Genomic DNA, 20,142 nt, shown 5'->3' with positions numbered 1-20,142 from the left:
ATGTTTACCTCGATATCAAGCGGAACATCTATATTTAATTTATGAAGAAGATCACACTTCAAATATGCCACATCGAAAATAATCAACTCAAACAATTTCGCCTTAAATGAATATAAGAATGAGACAATAGACACACTAGGTAAATAAGGGATAACACTTGTTAAATATCGTAATTGTTCACATAAAAAAATAAGCGCAGAGTGTGTATGTACCCAATAATTAGAATTTAGTAGGAATACAAGATGAAAAAACTTGTTATCAACGAAAAAAAGAAAATAAGCACAATCAGCGAAGACATCTACGGTCATTTCGCAGAGCATTTAGGTCGTTGTATTTATGAAGGCATTTTTGTAGGTAAAGACTCTAATATCCCTCACGTAAATGGTATGCGCTCAGATGTTGTTGGCGCACTAAAAGAACTAGAAATTCCTGTTCTTCGTTGGCCTGGTGGTTGCTTCGCTGAAGATTATCACTGGAAGTCAGGCGTTGGTCCATTAGAAACTCGAAAATCAGTAATTAATTCTCTATGGGGCGGCGTTCTTGAGTCTAATCACTTCGGTACTCACGAGTTCTTCGAACTCTGTGAACAGTTAGAGTGTAAAAACTACATAAACGTAAACATGGGTAGTGGTTCTGTTAAAGAAATGCAGGATTGGATCGAGTATATGACAGCTAGCGTTGATTCTGAGCTGGTACTTGAGCGTAAAGCGAACGGCCGCGAAGAACCGTGGGAACTTGACTACATAGGTGTTGGTAACGAAATGTGGGGCTGTGGCGGCATGATGAACCCAGAACATTACGCTTCTGAATTCCGTCGTTACAACAACTTTGCTCGCACATATGATTGGAATGCACCTTTCCGTCGTATCGCTTCTGGTCCTAACCGTGCAGATTACGACTGGACAGACAAAGTAATGAAAGGTCTTATGACTAATCATGAAGGTCGTGACGAAATGGCTGACTTCCATGAAGAGATGACTCAATCTAACGTAACTGGTCTTGCACTTCACTACTACTGCTTCCCAACAATGGAACGTCCTCGTGGCGATGCTCGCGAATTCTCTTCTGACGAGTGGTACAAAACACTTGAAAGCGCAGCACACATTGAAGAGTTAATCGTTAAACACACTGAAATCATGCGTAAGCACGATCCAGAAGGTAAAGTTGAGCTTATCGTTGACGAATGGGGCGCTTGGTACGATGCCGATGAAGGTACTAACCCATTCTGGCTTTACCAACAAAACACAATGCGCTGTGCTCAAGTAGCGGCACTTTCTCTAAATATCTTTAACAAGCACTCTGATTCTGTTGGCATGGCTAACATTGCTCAAACAGTTAACGTTCTTCAAGCGATGATCTTGACTGAAGGCGATAAGATGATCACAACTCCGACGTACCATGTATTTAATATGTACAAAGGACACAAGAACGCTAAGCTTGTTGAATCTCACTTAGAGGGTGTAACTGAAATTGGTGTTGAAGGCGGTAAGGTGCCTGAGTTATTTGAGTCTGTATCTATTAACCGTAAAGGTGTTGTTAACATGACTCTAAACAACACGTCTATGGCTGATGCTCAAGAAATTGAAATCGAATTTGCAGAACTAACACCAAGCAAAGTTAAAGTTCAAGTACTTGCTGGCGAATACAATGCACATAATACATTCGATGCACCTGAAAACGTTGTCGCTGTAGAATCTACAGACTACACAATCACAGACAAAGGCATCAAACTTTCAATTCCTGCATGTGCAATTGTAGCTATTGAGGCTAAGTAGCAATGACCAGCAGCCTACGTGAATGCAAAGCCTGCATATTGGCAAGGATTGACGCTGAGTATGCTGCTAATTTGGAACAGAAGATTAAGCATATTCCTACTGAACTTAAAGTAGAGCCTGAAATCTACGAAGAACGATTAGAAATATGCAAAGGCTGTGACAAATTACATGAGGCTTTATGTAGAGCATGTGGCTGTTATGTTGAACTTCGTGGAGTCATGAGAAAAAACTCATGCCCCTACGATAAATGGCTAAAAATAGAGTAACTAAAAGACGGGCAGAGCCCGTCTTTGTTGATCTTAATATAAGGAAATATCATGAATAAGCTCGTTGAAGTTATCAAACGACACAAAATTAAGACTGCAATTGCTGTCGCTGTCGCCGCAGCATGCGCCTACCCTGTAATCAAGGTGGTATCTTATGAAGCCCCTATTAATCAAAAGCATCTAGAAGCCAAGAAAACATATATATCTGGCATTCAAGAACAATCTGCCGCACTTGGTAAAGCTGATCGTCCTAATATCATTTTTATGGTTCTGGATGATATGGCTTACAACGATTTAAGCTCTTACGGTAGCAAGGCGATTAAAACGCCTAATATCGATGCACTTGCAGAGAATGGTTTGAGAATGACCAACTATTACACTGCGGCGCCTACAAGCACCCCATCTCGCGCATCGATGATGACTGGTCGATTCCCTATTCGTAACAGCCTACTTGGTGTTGTTTGGCCTGAAGGTCACGTAATCAATGATGCTCTAAAGGTTCTAGATGTGAACGTGAGCATGGCAGAAGACGAAATTCTAATGCCTGAAGTAATGAGTGCTGCTGGTTACTCGACGGCAATGATTGGTAAGTGGCATATCGGTGAACGTTCTAAACCCCACGAACACGGCTTTGATAACTACTTTGGCGGTTATTTCAGTAATGATATGCCTGGTTATACAATTTGGGAAAACGATGAGGTCGCTATTCCTGCCCCAGTTGACCAGACTAAGCTAAACGATGCGTTCTTTGACAAGGCTCATGATTACATTGATGGCTTTGCAGAAGATAAACCTTTCTTCATGTACTTCGCTCATGCATTCCCACACGTTCCTCTATTCGTACCTGAAGATGAGCTAGGCAAATCAGATGCTGGTCTTTACGGTGACGTAATGGAAGATATCGACCGTGAAGTTGGCGAACTAGTTCAAAAACTGAAAGACAGTAACAAGTTCGACAATACAGTATTTGTTATTACCTCAGATAACGGGGCATGGTTCGATGGCGATAATGGTGGTAATGCTCGTGGTCGTAAGTTTGAAACATGGGATGGCGGTCATAAAGTGCCATTCATTGTGTCTTGGCCTGCCAAGATTAAAGAGCCTGCTGTAGTTGATACGCTATTATCTGGCGTTGATATGTTCCCGACGTTCGCAGAGCTAGCTGGCGTTACTGAGATGCCTCAAGATCGTGATATCGACGGTCATAACTTGTCGCCTCTATTCAACGGTAACGTGGCTGAGTTCGAAGAAGCAAATGATGACCGTATCGTTTGGTATTACAACAATACTCAAATCGATGCACTTCGTACCAAAGATTGGAAATATCGCGGTCCAGTCGGCATCTACTCTAACGACATGGGCCCAACTATCTCTATCAAGCAGATTCGCCACCCTCACCTGACGGACTACAGCATTGATACCCGTGAGTCTTACGATGTCTCTGCTAAGCACCCAGAAGTTGCAGCTCAAATGAAAGCTCTACTGGATGCAGAAAACCAAAGACTGATTGATAACCCTCGCGGATGGAAATCCTAAAATAACCTAAGACTTGTTTTTGCTTAAAACGTCTGATGCACAGCATCGGGCGTTTTTATTTTAAAAACTATTAGCTAAAAAACTCTCCTCCTTGTCAAACCATCCAATCTTCTATTTACTTTCTCATATCAGAAAACATAACCGTATATTCATAATTTCATAAAGCAATACAATATCAACAAAAGGTTTCAGTGTTTTATTTCAACAAAAATGAGACTCAGGGTAGATTAAGTAAATACACAGTCACTAATGCTAAATATCATAATAGCCTTTATTTGTCACCAAGCGCAAAATCCCAATATGTATCAAATTGTCCATGTACAAAATAATGATAGTAGTTATTTATCACTTTAAGGAAATGTATGTTTAGTTCTAGACAAGCACTTGATGTAATTAAGCGCAATAAAGTAAAAACGGTTTTAGCCGCGGCTGTTGCAACAGCAATCGCTTATCCTGTAGTGAAGATTGCAGCGTATGAACAATCTACGAGTGCAGAGCATCTACAGGCTAAAAATATATACCTTAATGATCTGTCTTTACAATCCGCAACTCTAAGCGAAACTGAGCGCCCTAATATCGTATTTATGGTGCTTGATGATATGGGTTATGGTGATCTGAGCTCATACGGCAGCAAAGCGATCCAAACACCAAACATCGATGCGCTGGCAGCCGGCGGCCTTAAGCTTAATAACTATTATACAGCAGCACCATCATCGACACCGTCTCGCGCATCGATGATGACAGGGCGCTATCCGCAGAAATCAGGTCTAATCGGTGTTGTATGGCCAGAAGGACACCCTCTTAACAACGCACTTAAGCTCATCGACCTCACTACTTATATGCCGGAAGATGAAATTCTTTTGCCTGAAATTATGAAAGCATCAGGTTACCAGACCTCCATGATTGGAAAATGGCATATTGGTGAAGCTGAACCAGCTAAGCCACATAATCGCGGATACGAAGAGTTCTATGGTGCTTACTTTAGTAACGATATGCCCGGTTACACGATCTGGCATAATGAAGATGTAGCAATCCCAACACCAGTTGACCAAACAAAACTGAATGCAGCTTACTTCGATAAAGCAGAAAGTATGATCGAAAACTATAGCGACGATAAACCATTCTTCATGTACTTTGCCCATGCATTCCCGCATGTACCGCTATTTGCACCCGAAGAAGAATTAGGTAAATCAGACGCAGGCCTTTACGGTGATGTGATGCGCACCATTGATGATCGCGTTGGTCAAATGGTCGAAAAACTAAAAGCCGAAGGTAAGTACGAAAATACTGTGTTTGTAATTACCTCAGATAATGGTGCGTGGTTTGATGGCGATGCCGGTGATACTCGTGGCCGTAAATTCACGACCTTTGATGGCGGTCAGCGTGTACCATTTATCGTGTCATGGCCAGCGAAGATCAAACAAGGTCAAGAGGTAGATTCACTGGTTTCTGGCGTTGATATGCTACCTACTTTTGCTGCGCTCGCTGGTGTTAAAGAAATGCCTCAAGATCGCATCATTGACGGTTTTGATTTAACGAAAATGTTTAAAGGTGACATAAAAGGTTACGAAGCAAACAACTCGAACCGTAAAATTTGGTTCCCTAATGCAATGCGCTTTGATGCATTCCGTGACGATAACTTCAAATACCGTGGTCCATACACTATGTACTCAAATGGTCTAGGTGACGCGATTGATATGCGTAAACTGCAAGAACCAAATCTATATGATTATGCTTTTGACATGCGTGAATCTTACGATGTCACTCTAAAATACCCTGAAATAACAGCTAAAATGGCGAAAGAGCTAGAAGCGAAGAACCAAGAAATTATTGATAACCCTCGCGGCTGGAAGTAGTTTCAACATAAGAAGAATTAAATAAACAAAGCTCCTTAATTAACTAAGGAGCTTTTTTAATGCCGATGTTAATGACGATGCCAATTTTAGAAATTAGTTTATCCGAGTTATTATCAAAACATAATTTCAAACAACTTAAATATAAACACTTCAGCTATCAAAATCAGCGGCCATTACATTTGTGGCCATAGATGTAGTAATAGCCCGTCCTAATAACGCTTTCTTCATTAACGCTTCCCTATTGCAGATAGTATGTTAGTGAATTCGATACTGGTGTGAGCAAAGTAACGTTTATACCCTGAACACAAGTAATTTTTATTTGGCTTGCCATCACTCGAAATTTCAAACCGGTGTTTAGGGCAGCCTCCATTGCACAAACGCAAATATTTGCAACTTTTACAGTCGATTGAGATATTATCTCGCTTAGCATTACCAAAGTTGATTTGGCTATCTAACTTTGCAATCTCATCAACGTCATGAGTGAGTATATTTCCGACAAGATGTTCAGGGTAAACATAGTGGTCGCATGAGTAAATATCCCCGTTAGCTTCAAGCGCAATAGCATCACCGCAAGTCTCGCGTGTAATACACGAAGCCCCCCCTGTTCCAGCCATTTGCGCCAGAGTGCTTTCAAAGGTATAGATAAAGGTTTTGCCGACATCTTTCTTCTTCCATTGGTCGAAGATTCCACACATAAAGCTGCCATACTCTTCGGCCGTGATAGACCACTCAGTGACTTTAGACTGACCACTAAAATCTGGATTGATGAGCATTAAACCATCTTCTGTTTTCTCCTGCGCTTTACGTTCGATAAGTGGAGTTAATTGAATATGGCGACAACCATAAGATTTTAGAGCTTTATATACACCTTTAGGGTCATTTACGTTGCCCTTGTGTATAACGGTCATTGCATTGAACTCAACGCCGTGCTTTCTAAACAAAGATAGTGTTTGCGTTACTCTATAGTGAGTGCCTTTCCCTGAACGCGTTTTACGGTAAATGTCATGATGCTTAGCTTCGCCATCAATTGATAATCCGATTAAAAAGTTATGATTCTTAAATAGTGTGCACCACTTTTCATCAATTAAAATGCCGTTTGTTTGGAATGAATTTTGGCAATGTTTAGATCCAGCGTACTTCTTCTGTAGCGCGATTGCTTTCTCAAAAAAATCGATTCCCATCAGGGTTGGTTCCCCCCCCTGCCAAGAGAACTCACAATGAGGCATAGCCTTTTGGCTATCAACTGTTTTCCTTATATAAGTATCAAGCACATCATCAGACATTCTCCAATCTGAACGATCTGGGTACAGCTTCTCTTTCTCTAAATAAAAACAATATTCACAGTCGATATTACATTTAGAACCGGTTGGCTTTGCCATGATGTGAGGAGTATTCATTGCGACGTCTCTTATGGATTTTTCGTGACTTTAGCACCCAAATAACTTCCTTTCCTGATGCGGTGCACAAAAACAATATAACGGATAACAGTTGTTAAATATCGTAATATTATCTACTAGTAATAGGCGTAATTATTATCGATAATTATTACGTACCATAGAGAAAATCTAATGAAAAAAAACACCTTAGTTTGCCTTATTGGCGCCGCTCTATCCTCTACTGCATTTGCCGGTACAAGTGCCTCAGCTTTACCGGAAGCAATGGGTGCAAATCGAGCTCCTTCAAACCAACCTAACGTTATCGTCGTTCTTCTTGATGACGCAGGCTACGCAGATATCAGCGCTAATGGCGGCACATTCCCTACTCCGAACATCGATAAACTAGCAGCGGATGGTCAAAACTTTTCTAGTTTTTACATGTCAGCACCAGTTAGCTCACCAGCTCGCGCGTCTCTTTTAACGGGTCGTGTAGGTGTAAGAACCGGTATGTATGGAAAACAAATGGCCGTATTTGAAGAGACTGACAAAGATGGTCTACCTAAAACAGAAGTAACAATGGCTGAAATGCTACGTGATGAGGGGTACAAAACTTTCATGTTAGGTAAGTGGCATTTAGGCTGGGGCAAGGATGGAATTGAGCATGTCCCTACACGTCACGGCTTCCAAGAGTGGTATGGTATCCCATTCTCAACAGATATGAACAACACGAACCCTGAATTCCGTCTTAAACCGATTAAGAAAAGTATAACGAGTCCCGCAGTATTCAAAGACCCTGCATTTATGGCTAAATGGATAGAGAGAGATAACCAACTAGCTAGCTTCAAAGACGGTCGCTCTAAGAACGAGTACTTCCAAGTTCCTCTATATCACTCATTTTCATCAGAGAACGGTACTAAGTTCGAAGACAACCTGATTGGGACAGTTAACCAAACTACCTTCTTGCGTGATATTACCTCTCGTACAGTTGAATATATCAATAATAATAAAGACGAACCTTTCTTCATCTACTTCAATCCACCAGAAAGCCACGTTCCCTTATTCAATTCTCCTGAGTTCATAGGTAAAACAGAAACACCTTACGGTGATGTAATGGTTGAACAAGATTACTCCATTGGTCGCATCATGCGAGCTCTAAAGCTTAACAGCATAGATGACAATACCATCGTAGTATTCACATCAGATAATGGACCTTGGCTTGGATATGCTGATCGCGGCGCGGCTGGCTCAGCCAAACCGTTCAAAGATGGCAAATCCTCTCCATATGAAGGTGGCGCTCGCGTACCGGGTATCATCACATGGTCTGGTCAAATCCCTGCCGGAGCAAATGATTCTATGTTCTCGGCTCTAGACTTAATGCCGACCATTGCTTCAATGACCGGAGCTAAGCTTCCTAACGTAGAAATTGACGGTATCGATCAGTCAGGCCTGCTGCTTCGCGGTGAAGATGCACCTCGCGACTTCGTCCCTGTATTTATGCGTGGTCAACTAGTGGGCTTTCGCAAGGGTGACTACAAGTTGACTTACACAGGTGTATCTCTTATCAGCGATGGCGTGAAGAAAAAACCTAAGATGTACAACCTTGCTAAAGATATTGGCGAAAAAAGAAATATTGCAAAAAAAGAGAAAGCTAAATATGCCGACATGATTAAGATGGCTGACGAATATGTAACTTCTCTTGGTAAGCCTGCTGAGCCTCTGTTTGATTTCGACGACTAACCAATAATTCAAAATAGAGTACTGATATGCTTTTAGGGAGTTTTCCACATTGTGGCAAGCTCCCTTTTTTCGTGGATTTAAAGTCGCAAATTACTTATGAAGTAATAGTCTTATCGTATTTAACCCGCAGATATAACGTTAAAGCATGTCGAAATAACAAGTCGAGCAATTATAATTTAAGAAAAATATGTAGTGATTTTTATAATTACGATATTTAACAACCCCCGTCCACTATTTTGCAAAAGTGCTCTATGTCTAGTTTTTTATCAAATAATTAAAGCAGAATATCTCTAACGAAAACACTAATTATATAGGGAAACAAATATGTCGAATATCGTAGTCGGTCAGCAATTTCCAGAGTTTGAAATCACGAAAGGTGGTCTAACAACAGCAAGTGGCGCTTTTGAAGTCTGGGGAACGGATGAGCTTATAGGCAAAGCAACACTAGTGATTGCAAATGCGGGTCACGCTTCAGCAAACGACATGCACCACCACATTACGTCTAAAATTTTCGATGCGCGCTCAATCCGTTTATGTCGAATTATTAATGCTAAAGATGCACCTATGGGTGCCGGTTTATTCATTAAAAATGAATTTAAGAAAGGCGCTAAAAACGATTCTGAAAACTTATACGTAATGGATTCAAAAGGTCTTATTGCAACTGAACTGGATATGGAAAAGAAAAGTGCAGTTGTCTCAATTATAGATGCCGAAGGTAAAGTTTTGTTTGCTCATGAAGGTATGCTTAACCCTGAACATGAAACGGAAATGCTAAATATTATTGAAACATTAAATTAATACGATTTATTTGCTTCTCAGTTAATATAAAAACTATTGATATTAAAAAATCCCACCCTAAATGGATGGGATTTTTTTAACCAATAACATAGACATTACATCGAAATATCACCATCTGACTCAGCGTCACTTCCCTCTGCCAACTTGGACTCACAAGATATCTCGTAATGATTAAATGAAAAAACACTCGGCCCATGTACTCGTTTCGTCGTAATAAACTCATCGCCATAATGAACACTCACTCGGGTGTACACCTTATCAATCACATCTACCGTCGCTGTTTCCAGTAAGCCATCAAATTCTAACTCAAGTCCTTCAAGGTGTTTTTTCACTTTTTCCAAAGTCACACTATTTTGAGCTTTCATCTGTTCAATAATGTGCGCCTCTTCATCACTCCGCTCTGCTTTTGGTTTTTTCTTAAACTCCATCTCTTTACGAATAACATCCATTGTTGCAGCTTGCGCGATTTTATACTGCTCTTTGTACTTAGCTATTTTCTCTTTATACATGTCGTATCGAGCAAAAGGGATAACTTTTGTTGCATTGTCACCTTCAACACCTAAATGCACACATTGAATTTTGCGTCCTACTTTAGCGCAACCGCCGTTTAAGGTGCCTTGCTTTTGATTGCCGTCTTCAACAATTAAATCATGACCACAGCGAATTTCATTATTCATGCTGTGCACACTGAGTCTTATATCTTGTCCCGCTTGCAAATCTGAAAATTGAGCGTAGTTAGCCGTTATTGAGCCGCTAGATCTCACGTGACAGGTTTTTTCCTCACCATCACTTACGGTGTGACCAATGATCCCTTTTCCTACTTGTATGTCGCCTTGAGCACGAACATCGGCCGACTCAATAAAACCACCAATAGTGATTGAACCCGTCGCTTTGACAATCATCCCCGGTTCGACATCTCCCGCAATAACGACGCTACCTTTAAATTTTATATGCCCCGTAGCCACGCTTACATTTTTCACACACATGGCGTTATCTACATCAATGGTTTTAGGCTTGATTAGCGGCATACCAGCAAAACTTGCGAGTAATAAATTGGGGTTATCTGGGGAGATATGAGTCCCCTTGCCAGGCTGGAGTGCGACATCATTTCCTGGCTGAGGCGGGATAATTTTGCCTTGAACAGTAAATCCAGCCTCACCTTTTGTTGACGGGATTCTTTTCATTACTTGTTCGTTTTCAGCGACCGTAATCGTCTCACCTAGATTACGCATATCCAACTTACCAGTGCTAGTTTTATCGCCCTGAGGCTTAAGAACTTGTTTAGTAACATCATCCACCAAAGGGATAAACTGGCTGTCAGTCCCTTGAATCGGCATTTTCCCCTGAGCAACGGGTTGATTGAAAACCTCACCTCCAGCTAAACTTGCGCTTACGGCCATGACTTTTTTTAGGGCTAACTTATTTATGCCTTTCGTTACATGAGCAGTTGCGAGCGCATGAACAATTTCGTTACCACGTAAGCCTCGCCCACGATAAGCACCTGTAATCACCATGGTGGCAAGCATGTCGTTATCAGTGACTTCAACAACCGATGTCGCATTACGAGACTCAGCAATGACGAAACCTTCATAAGCATCACCTTTACCATCTTTTGCGCAATTAATGAAACGAGTTACCTCTGATTCTAATAAGCATAAGTCTTGGGCATCTAAAGCATCAAGCGCTTCATCTAACCCTGTCTGATCGAAATTGCTTTCAACGACAACCGTCGATGGCAGTTTCGCAATGACCTGCTTATCGTCTTCAGACATAGAGACAACTTTATTCCACATATTTACGCTCTCATACAGACAACTTAGACATTATGGAATCAGTCTATCCAAATTATAAAATAGTTAGAATGCTGTCATATCAATAATCAGCGTTACATCACTTACTTTCATTGTGGAAAAAACGAAATAATTATGCGCATTGATTGGATACGATTTATACCATGATTAATCGTATCTATTGTCTCTTCACTTTCCTCAACTTATTGAGTATTCGTATTTTTTACAAATTATTGACGTCATAAATATGCCAATAGATCATTAGGCATTTTTATGTACATCCGCTCGTTGTCGGTGAACATTCGATTTTTATTCAACCTTATAAACGTCACCTAGGTATCCAGTGTGGCATTCGGCATCGGTGAATCTTTGAGTAGGTTAGTACTGAAGTGGCATCAAGATGAGATAGGAATAAGGTTAAACTTTTGATGTTAATTATTGGCAGCAGTGACGTTCTAGAATAACGAGGCGTTTTACAGTGTAAATCGCCCCTTCGGCTATTTATTTACAGTGTAAATTGAGCAATAACTGGAGATGATCTCGAACATAACGCTCAGCCTGTTTCCTGCCTGACAGATCCAACATATCACAACACTGAACCCAGCTACGTTTTTGGATCACTTTCAGTATGAGCAAATCACTGATTTCATCTTTGTGACTCAGCGACATCTCTATAATGAACTTAGACGCGATAACTGCTATCCCATCAAAACTACCACCGCCTGAAATATAGCAATCAAGAAGATGAATCTCATCAAATGAAATTGAATCAATAGAAAGGGATGGTAGGAGAGTGAGAACCAAATCCACTTCCATTGCAGATAATGAATCGGAAACAAGATAACTCAGATTCTGAATAAACCGTTGATGTGATTTTTCGTACCAAACCTCAGTGGCTGCACCAAACGACTTAACCATGAGTAAAGAGTGGCAACCACTTGCTTGATCGCGTTGATGACCAATATGTAAAGCTTCGTATCCAGCCTGATTCCAGAATGAGACAAGTTGCTGAGTCGCCCCGAAACTCGTCGCAAGATAATCAAAATCAAGAGTTGAAGCTTCGAGTTTATTAAGCATGAAAGAACCCAATCCGTATCCTTGCAACTCAGGATGAACCGCAATACGCATGACACGCAAACACTTCTGCTTCGCCGCAACAGTGGCTCCAAGATGGTTAGCAAGAGTCGTTGGGACTAAGTGTCCTCTAGGTCGTCGTTTGCCGCGTTGAATATCATCGATTAAATCATCAGAGAGATTTCCCTCTTCAACAACAAGAAGGCAGCCAATACAATCTGTGCCAGAAAAAAGTCCAAATAGATGAATTGAGTCATCGGCTAGAAGTTGGATCAAATCATTTGGTGTTGTTTGATAGTGGGCATTAACCAACAATGCAAAACACGCCCGTAGAGGATTATTGATTCCATGACACTGTTCATTCAGTATATCAACTTCAGGAACAGCATGACGGCTAAGCGCAGCTTCAACTAACTTAGCCCCAACTAACTTAGCTTTATCCAAATGTAGCCAACTCATCTTCTCTAAGCTCTGTTCTTCAATCCAACGCTTAGAGCGCTCAACATCTATCGGCTCAAGTTCGACATTGAGAAGAAAACTATCAAAGAGCCACTTTTCTAAAGGGTCACCAACATTCCAACGAATAGGCTGCTCTAAATAAAATGGCTTCCAACCCGGTCTTACCTCATTAAGCCACGCTTGAAACTTTAGTCCAAAGCCTCGCCCACTCCCTTCGTATCCATGAACTGTGGTAGAAAAAACGATTCGGTGATGACGCTGAACATATCTTTTGAGCATGGGTAATGGAATGGCCGCGGCTTCGTCAACAAACAATACATCACATTCGTTAATTCGGTTTAGAAGCTCATCGGGCGCAATAAATTCAAGTGATGACGATGAGGTCTGCAAATGATGCTTTGTGATAAAAGTGGAGCTTGGTAAGCCCTTAAAAGCATGCTCAAAAATAGGAACAACAGCTTGAGAATTAGGAGCCGTGACCATAATCTTAAGAGGGCGTTCACTCATCAACTGAGATGCAGCGATACCAAGTGCACTACTCTTACCACGGCCTCTATCTGCTGTTAATACGAGTGGCCGCTTACGATGTCCGAACACGACATTTTTTATCATGTCGATCGCTTCCGTTTGCTGGCGAAAGGGCGTAGGAATAGAAAAAGGAGTATCACCTAGGGCATCATCAACAATGACAGAAGGAAGAGCTGGCAAGCCCCCTTCTGAATCAATCAAATAGAGTTGAGACAAACAACCCTTCAACCAATGCTGCGCGATAGACTGTTCTTCATTTTCTGCGATTAAGATGAATAACAGCCCTCCCCCAACTAACGAACCAAGCGCAGAGCTAAAACTATTGGCATCAAACCCACCGCGAAAGTCGCAGATCAACCGCTGACACTCTCTCCCTAAAAAGCGTTTACCTTGTTTAAAACTAACAGATTCGCAATTTGTTCTCTTTGTTCCACCGAGCTGAAAAAATGTAGGTTCGTTTAACTGAGTGGATTGTAAAGTATCCCCCAAGTGGGATGAAAGAAGCATATCTTGCCATCGGGCGTCGCCATCTAACAAAACACCATAGCGGTGATTGTTTTTCTTCGCGATATCGACAAGATCAATTAGAAAGGATTGTTGTGAATTCATAAGGGTTCTCAAGTTAGTCTACGATAATATTATCACAAGACATAAAAAAAGCCGCACTTGGCGGCTTTTGAGAACATAGTAAAATATTGAAACTAGTTTAATTTTGTTTGAACAAAATCTAGAATTTCCTGCATGGTCGCATCGTCAACTTTTTTCAAATTCAACGCTAAATTAGCACCTTTGCGGCTATAGCTCGCTCTGCCTTTTACAAACTCAACTTTTGCTGTCGTCGCATTTTTCTTAGGTGGCGATAACTGATAGATCCATGCTTCAATCGTTTCAGTCACATCTTTTGTTAAGCGAGCGACACCTTGAGCTTGGCTACGTTGCCAAACAAAACCGTCTTCAGATAAACACTTATCAAGTAGAGTTGACTGTTCTTGTGTGCTTAACTCGCCAAATTGCTTGTGTAACTTAACGATTGTAGGACGCCCCAAGTCACCCACATTTGGGTATGCTTGCAACAGTTCGAGTGGCAATGACGCTGCTTTCAGTGCCCCACTCACTAATGCTTCACTACATTGAAACATTGCTGCTAATGCTTTTTGATCTTCCACTTCACCACTATCGAGCTTAGCTTGCATCTCTTTACCCTTCTCATACAGAGAAAGTGGCTTATGAGCATTTGCAACATCAGACAAAAACTTAGCGCGTTCGGCATTGATATCATCAGCGACGTAGATTAAAAACTCTTTTTCCGCAAGAATACATGACATGCGACGACGACTACCGTCTAGTACTTCGATTCTTCCATCTTCAGTTCTACGACCAACAGCAGGATATTGCTGTCCACGTTCACGCAATGTCGTTAAAACATCAGACAAAGCATGTTCATTTAAAAATGATTGTTCACGGGCATTTTCCGCAAAAACAACCGTTTTTTCTGTGATGCTATTCGCTGGGATTCGGATCAATTCGAATGAAACAAGTTCCTCTCCGGCCACCGCCAACTCAATAATCTGAGTCTTATCTTTTGCTGCGGTTTGTGCTTCTTGAGGAGTGACAACTCGGCGCTTATTTGCTTTACCAAATAATTTAGCATTCAAGTCAGAAGTTTTAATAGCCATATTCTAATTACCCTTGATTCAATGACGACCAGTTACTATGCAATAAGCGTTCAATTTCTAATGCACTCTTTTGGACTGCGTCTTGAGCGGTCGCTAAGGTTTTCTTACCACCTTCAAAATCACTTGTCGTCAAATCAAAAACGGTGCTGTAAGTATCCGCGCAAGTTTCAAATGCTCGACTACGTGGAATCGTTGCCATCGTAACTTGATCACCCAACAAATAGTTCATTTCAGTCAGTACTGAAAGTTGCTTTTTATTATCATCTTCAAACATGGTAGGCATTAAGCGAACGAACTCTAAGCCTTTCCAGTCATCAGGGAACATCTCGTAAACCGTAGGTAGATGCTGGAAGAAATTCACAGTTGATGCCCAATCCAATCGTTTTGCCGCACATGGAATAAGCAGTGCATTAGAGGCATACATCGCATTCCAAACCAGCGGGTCAACGTGAGGACCGGTATCGATCATGATGACATCAAAATCGTCCGCAATCTTATCGATAAGTTTCTCTTTTAACAGACGAACAATATCTAGTGATTGATCTTGAGAAAGGTTCTGCCAAGCTTCAGCGTTAAACATCGCATCTTCAGGGAAAGCAGAAATCGTCTTCAAGTTCGGATATTGAGTTGGCAACAACACATTTTTGCGTAGGAATTCAGCATCAACATCGACACCTTCGGGAACATTATCCAGCATAATATCGACAGCAGAGTAGATATTCTCATGCTCAGAAGCACTAATTTGTGGATTCAAAAATAGACGTAAAGAGCCTTGTGGATCTAAATCGATAAGACAAATACGGTAACGTTTGTCTAAATTCAGAGACAAACACGCAGCAAGGTGAACGACGGTCATTGACTTGCCTGTCCCACCTTTCTGATTCTGAACATTAATAACCCAAGGCTTATTATTGCCATGTTTTTTACGCTGGTGGAATTTATCAACGCCAGCAGCATCCATTATCATGTGGGCTTCTTGCAGTGATATAGAGTAGTGATTGGCATTATTTTTCGTAAATTGATGCCCTTGAGCTTCTAATTTACTGATTGCATCATCCAATTTTCGACGAGTTAACCCAGAACGAGTCTCCATTAATGCCTTAGACATCGGAGGAAAACGATCATCACTACGCTCTTCTAGCACAATTTCAATGCGATCAGCTTGAACCTGTTGTGTTTGCTCGGCTAGCCTATAGAGATTTTCTATTGTTTGTTCTCTTTTCATTGCCAAATTCCGTTAAAAATACCTTGAACAAATTGTACAGCAAATTAAAAGTAAAACAACAAAAAGGTGAACATACATTCTTGAGCTTAATCACAATAAATATTAAACATTAACGTCAAATACTGTGAAATCTCACTATTTATGCACAAATTTACTAGGAGAACAAGCTCCAAAAACTCATAAAACGAAAGTGTTACAGCGTCACTCATTTACAGTGTAAAACATACAATCATCGGAACGATTACTTTTCCTTCACAACTTACGGCTAATGTATTTCTAACTTTTTTCACTTTAAGCATGAAAGAACCGCCAGCTAACAATATGTCGCACATTCAGTCATCGGCATAAGAAACTATCCTGGTGAATTTTCACACAAAAACACACAAGCTATAAAATATAGCATGTCACAAGCCTAATAAATTAATCATAAACCGCTTCGTTACTCGTAAAAATATCATCATTTTCATAATAAACAGACCAAAAAACCTAAAGATTACGACAAGAAATCTAAAAAAACAGCAACGTCATAGTCAGACAACGACAACTAAGATCAGCTTTAAACCGTGTAAATCCTGTCAAAAATTAGGAAGCATGATCATGAAAACTTCCTTGATCATGCTTACGGGGGTTTAACGGCATTATCGAACGATGATCAAGGGAAATATTACCTAACACACACAGAACGTTGATCATATAACTTAATGATCAACATTCGGAACAATGATCACCATATAAATATACGGAAGCATGAGTTTTTTACCACAAACTACGGTCAAATGCAGATAGAATAAGGCTTCATGGTAAATCGCCTCGATAATACGCACATCAACGTAGAGTTACCTCACCAGAAATCAATAGAATAAGTCCTTGATCATGCTTTCTATATAAAGACAAATATCGAGTTAACCAAAAATCAGAAATCCAAAGTCAAATTTGATGTAAACTTAACCAATTAGAATGGAAATCCCCTCCAATCCACTTATCATGATCATGTTTCCCAGGCATTTGAATCGGTTTTAATGAACATTGGGGTCAATCGCGTTGGATAAGTAAAAAATATCTGCCGTGGATAAAAAAGATCTGTGGATAACATGTGTAGGGCAGATGATCATTGTTTCGAAATTACCTTGATCATTCTTTACTTGCTTTAATGATCATGCTTCTAGATTTAGGTGATCATCTTTTCACGGTTTAAATGATCATCGTTTCAATCATCTTATGATCATGCTTCTGAGAGCCATTTATTTTACGTCTTTATTTACAACGACTTACAAGCAAATCCACGTCCAGATCATTAGATCATATTATCAATATAATCATATTAATCAGAAAGATCAGTTATTTAAAAACAATAAATTTTTTCTTTATTTATGATCTATTTTTCTTTATTCTTTGGGAACTATAATGACATTACGGCTAGTGTGATACGGATCTAATCATGACCTCTGTGCAAAAAATTCTAATTAAAGCCCCGCGTAGCCATAAAGATGGTCACATGTTTGAAGTTTCTGAAGCTGCTGTTGATTGGATAGAACAATATCAACACTTCAAAGGAGTAACTAAAAGCATTATTGAATTGCTTAATTTGATCTCTTTAAGGAGTTTTACCAGCAAAGATGGTTATGTTTCAACAACAGACATTGTTGAAGCAACCGAAGGTCAACTAACAAGAGCAGCTTTACAGCAAAGATTAAGAGCAGCGGTGAATATCGGTTTATTCTCACAAACACCAGTTCGCTTCGAAGAGGGCCTTGCTGGTAAAACGATGTTACATAAATTTGTAAATCCAAATCAGTTGATTTCTGTTTTGGGTGCAACAAGCTTGATCACTGAATCTGCTAAATTTAACGAAAAACAGAAACGTTCTAAAGCACTAGCCCAAACGAAGGTGAACAAGCGTTTACTCAATGAACATGGGTTGAACACACCACCAAGCATGAAAGATGAAGCCGATCAATTTGTTGTATCTCCAACGAATTGGGCCGGAATCATAGATCAAGCACTTGCTCCGCCAAGAACTCGAAAAAGTTACCAGAAATCGATGGTATCGATCTCAGGCACTAGAGCTGTGATCGAAACAAGATCATCTAAAAACATTATGACCGTTGATGATCTTATGACGCTTTTCGCGTTGTTTACACTCACTGTTCAATATCACGATCATCATCAAGATGACTACCACCTTGATGCGAAACCGACGCCAAATAAAACGCCCCTGTATATTACTGATATTTTATCTCTTAGAGGTAAGAAGGATAGTGGTCCTGCACGTGATTCGATTCGAGACAGTATCGACAGAATTGAATTCACCGATTTTCAACTGCATGAACTCACTGGCCGATGGTTAAGTGAAAACATGCCAGAAGGCTTTAAGAGCGATCGTTTTAGATTTCTAGCTCGTACTATTACTGCATCAGAAGAAGCCCCTACAGAAGGCTCTGACGGCGAAATACGCATTAAACCGAACCTATATATCTTAGTTTGGGAGCCATCATTCTATGAAGAGCTAATGACTCGTGATTATTTCTTCCTATTTCCACCAGAAATCTTGAGACAACATACGCTTGTTTTCCAATTGTATTCGTACTTTAGGACTCGTATGGCACGTCGTCATACTGACAGTATGTTACTCAGCGAACTGAACCAAAAACTGGCTAGAAATATCGAATGGCGTCGTTTTTCAATGGATTTGATCCGTGAATTGAAAAGGCTGTCTGAAGGTAAAAAGTCAGATGATCTATTTGTCGTAAATTTGTGGGGTTACCACTTAACGATCGAGACGATCGAAGAAAAAGGCAAGCCAACAGATTATCAAGTCGATATCAAATGCGATGTGGAAGAAGTATTGCGCTATTCACGTGCTCGTACCACGAATGCAGGTAAGCGAAACATGGCGCCAACCCTGCCAAATCCGCTGCGAAATGAAATGGTGTCTAAACAGAAACTCGAAGAGCTTTCAGAGATCATTGATGGAGAGTTTGAGCCAATTCAACGTAAATCGCCATCTCCACGTGGCAAACTTGGTCGTCGAGTTAAGCAAAGAAAACACTTGGTTGAAATCAACGCTGACGAAATTACGATTACACTCTCTAAATACACCTCTCCAGAGGCGCTAGAACGCAGCATAATGGCTTTAGCTGCGATGACAGGCCATTCACCTAACTCAATCAAAGATGAGTGTTCAGAGCTTATTGATAAGTTAGATTGGCTTCGCGTAGGAGAACAAGTTATTCCTTACGAAACATTGAGTAAGATGATTGAACTTTATAATGATCAAAGTGAAAACAAGCACCTCTCTATTGAACGCTTAATTTCTGGCTTGGCGGTTCGACGTAAAATTTGCAAGCAAGTCTTTGATGGACATTTAGATGAAGCCGTTTTCCGCGCATTAGATGAAGTAGCGATTGGTATTTGATGATAATCAGACATAACCTTGACGATGAACTGACATAGTAAATGTGATACTTGCTTATTATTTATCCCGAATAGACAACCTTTTGTCCTTTCTGATGAATTAATAGATTGGCTCATATTGTTACATTCATTCTGAATTGATTTTGCGAGTTCCTCGGAGCTCGCTTTTTTTTGCCTTGAAAATGTGATCTTCAGAATTACCTATCCCCATCCCTTGAGCATCGTTCCTAAATCATATCGGCCTTTATGATACTCGATCATTGAAGAATCAATTCGCAAAGCTAGTTTGATCTATACCGCCTCTGAGCGTAGCCGTTGATCTCGATGTGAACGACACCTTGATCATGCTTCCTAAAATAGGCAAAAATATTCGCCTGTGATTTAACTTGGTACGTCTATCTTCTGGAAATATCTTATTTTGTTTGAATCGATTCCAGAGCAAGAAGCTGAGGAGTAAGTGAGGTGAGGTGCAAATGACATATTTCAATTGGTGATGATGCTAAAGCTTAGAGAAAACGCTGAGTAGAGTGAGAGCTAGATCTCATGGTTTTTTTCAGAGGGAATCTTGTAAATATACGTCGACATTTATGACAGTTCAAAGAGTAAATAATGAATTTAATAATAAGTGATTT

General features: G+C 40.4%; 13 protein-coding genes. 8 read left to right on the top strand and 5 right to left on the bottom strand.

Annotated elements, in window-relative coordinates; all coding sequences use genetic code 11:
- Nucleotides 1–242: 242 nt before the first annotated feature.
- The 4 genes from OCV39_RS16280 (at nt 243) to OCV39_RS16265 (ending at nt 5,433) form a co-directional block, all read left to right on the top strand.
- On the top strand, nt 243–1,775 hold the full coding sequence (locus OCV39_RS16280; RefSeq protein WP_261890007.1) for an alpha-N-arabinofuranosidase: 1,533 nt from the start codon (nt 243–245) through the stop codon (nt 1,773–1,775).
- Nucleotides 1,776–1,777: 2 nt separating this feature from the next.
- Complete coding sequence (locus OCV39_RS16275) at nt 1,778–2,041, top strand: DUF6171 family protein (protein WP_261890006.1); 264 nt, start codon at nt 1,778–1,780, stop codon at nt 2,039–2,041.
- 51 nt (nt 2,042–2,092) lie between these two features.
- Nucleotides 2,093–3,577 (top strand): sulfatase-like hydrolase/transferase, encoded by a 1,485-nt coding sequence (locus OCV39_RS16270; protein WP_261890005.1) that lies wholly within the window; start codon nt 2,093–2,095, stop codon nt 3,575–3,577.
- 362 nt (nt 3,578–3,939) lie between these two features.
- On the top strand, nt 3,940–5,433 hold the full coding sequence (locus OCV39_RS16265) for a sulfatase-like hydrolase/transferase (protein ID WP_261890004.1): 1,494 nt from the start codon (nt 3,940–3,942) through the stop codon (nt 5,431–5,433).
- Between the two features lie 227 nt (nt 5,434–5,660).
- On the opposite strand, the gene OCV39_RS16260 is transcribed toward OCV39_RS16265, so the two are convergent.
- Nucleotides 5,661–6,830: an anaerobic sulfatase maturase gene (locus OCV39_RS16260; RefSeq protein ID WP_261890003.1), complete on the bottom strand. Its 1,170-nt coding sequence runs from the start codon at nt 6,828–6,830 to the stop codon at nt 5,661–5,663.
- Nucleotides 6,831–7,001: 171 nt separating this feature from the next.
- On the opposite strand from OCV39_RS16260, the gene OCV39_RS16255 reads away from it, so the two are divergent.
- Nucleotides 7,002–8,546, top strand: coding sequence for a sulfatase-like hydrolase/transferase (locus OCV39_RS16255; RefSeq protein ID WP_261890002.1), 1,545 nt, complete (start codon nt 7,002–7,004; stop codon nt 8,544–8,546).
- A 324-nt stretch (nt 8,547–8,870) separates the two neighbouring features.
- On the top strand, nt 8,871–9,344 hold the full coding sequence (locus OCV39_RS16250; RefSeq protein WP_261890001.1) for a YtfJ family protein: 474 nt from the start codon (nt 8,871–8,873) through the stop codon (nt 9,342–9,344).
- Nucleotides 9,345–9,439: 95 nt separating this feature from the next.
- Here OCV39_RS16250 and OCV39_RS16245 read toward each other — a convergent pair whose 3' ends face one another.
- Nucleotides 9,440–11,116, bottom strand: a complete 1,677-nt coding sequence (locus OCV39_RS16245; protein ID WP_353958746.1) for a DUF342 domain-containing protein — start codon at nt 11,114–11,116, stop codon at nt 9,440–9,442.
- Here OCV39_RS16245 and OCV39_RS21215 point away from each other — a divergent pair.
- Nucleotides 11,096–11,164: a hypothetical protein gene (locus tag OCV39_RS21215; RefSeq protein WP_353958745.1), complete on the top strand. Its 69-nt coding sequence runs from the start codon at nt 11,096–11,098 to the stop codon at nt 11,162–11,164. The two genes, OCV39_RS16245 and OCV39_RS21215, sit on opposite strands and share 21 nt — an antisense overlap.
- A 471-nt stretch (nt 11,165–11,635) precedes the next feature.
- Here OCV39_RS21215 and OCV39_RS16240 read toward each other — a convergent pair whose 3' ends face one another.
- The 3 genes from OCV39_RS16240 to OCV39_RS16230 all read right to left on the bottom strand — a co-directional run bounded on the left by OCV39_RS16240 (nt 11,636) and on the right by OCV39_RS16230 (nt 16,096).
- On the bottom strand, nt 11,636–13,804 hold the full coding sequence (locus OCV39_RS16240) for a GNAT family N-acetyltransferase (protein ID WP_261889999.1): 2,169 nt from the start codon (nt 13,802–13,804) through the stop codon (nt 11,636–11,638).
- Between the two features lie 92 nt (nt 13,805–13,896).
- Nucleotides 13,897–14,871, bottom strand: coding sequence for a ParB/RepB/Spo0J family partition protein (locus OCV39_RS16235; RefSeq protein ID WP_113798656.1), 975 nt, complete (start codon nt 14,869–14,871; stop codon nt 13,897–13,899).
- A 7-nt stretch (nt 14,872–14,878) separates the two neighbouring features.
- On the bottom strand, nt 14,879–16,096 hold the full coding sequence (locus OCV39_RS16230) for a ParA family protein (protein ID WP_113798658.1): 1,218 nt from the start codon (nt 16,094–16,096) through the stop codon (nt 14,879–14,881).
- A 1,438-nt stretch (nt 16,097–17,534) separates the two neighbouring features.
- Between OCV39_RS16230 and OCV39_RS16225 the strand changes: the two genes are divergently transcribed.
- Complete coding sequence (locus tag OCV39_RS16225; protein ID WP_261889998.1) at nt 17,535–19,511, top strand: replication initiator protein RctB domain-containing protein; 1,977 nt, start codon at nt 17,535–17,537, stop codon at nt 19,509–19,511.
- The last annotated feature ends 631 nt before the right edge of the window (nt 19,512–20,142 follow it).

Origin of the sequence: Vibrio cortegadensis (genome assembly GCF_024347395.1) — a bacterium.
Classification (GTDB): Bacteria; Pseudomonadota; Gammaproteobacteria; order Enterobacterales; family Vibrionaceae; genus Vibrio; species Vibrio cortegadensis.
Note: the sequence above shows the minus strand (reverse complement) of the source record. Positions and strands in the feature narration are given on the sequence as shown.

Excerpts from the sequence above, each read along its gene's own strand:
- OCV39_RS16265 (WP_261890004.1), top strand. The coding sequence starts at position 3,940 with ATGTTTAGTTCTAGACAAGCACTTGATGTAATTAAGCGCAATAAAGTA.
- OCV39_RS16270 (WP_261890005.1), top strand. The coding sequence starts at position 2,093 with ATGAATAAGCTCGTTGAAGTTATCAAACGACACAAAATTAAGACTGCA.
- OCV39_RS16230 (WP_113798658.1), bottom strand. The coding sequence starts at position 16,096 with ATGAAAAGAGAACAAACAATAGAAAATCTCTATAGGCTAGCCGAGCAA.
- OCV39_RS16255 (WP_261890002.1), top strand. The coding sequence starts at position 7,002 with ATGAAAAAAAACACCTTAGTTTGCCTTATTGGCGCCGCTCTATCCTCT.
- OCV39_RS16275 (WP_261890006.1), top strand. The coding sequence starts at position 1,778 with ATGACCAGCAGCCTACGTGAATGCAAAGCCTGCATATTGGCAAGGATT.
- OCV39_RS16245 (WP_353958746.1), bottom strand. The coding sequence starts at position 11,116 with ATGTCTGAAGACGATAAGCAGGTCATTGCGAAACTGCCATCGACGGTT.
- OCV39_RS16240 (WP_261889999.1), bottom strand. The coding sequence starts at position 13,804 with ATGAATTCACAACAATCCTTTCTAATTGATCTTGTCGATATCGCGAAG.
- OCV39_RS16280 (WP_261890007.1), top strand. The coding sequence starts at position 243 with ATGAAAAAACTTGTTATCAACGAAAAAAAGAAAATAAGCACAATCAGC.
- OCV39_RS16225 (WP_261889998.1), top strand. The coding sequence starts at position 17,535 with ATGACCTCTGTGCAAAAAATTCTAATTAAAGCCCCGCGTAGCCATAAA.
- OCV39_RS16260 (WP_261890003.1), bottom strand. The coding sequence starts at position 6,830 with ATGAATACTCCTCACATCATGGCAAAGCCAACCGGTTCTAAATGTAAT.
- OCV39_RS16250 (WP_261890001.1), top strand. The coding sequence starts at position 8,871 with ATGTCGAATATCGTAGTCGGTCAGCAATTTCCAGAGTTTGAAATCACG.
- OCV39_RS16235 (WP_113798656.1), bottom strand. The coding sequence starts at position 14,871 with ATGGCTATTAAAACTTCTGACTTGAATGCTAAATTATTTGGTAAAGCA.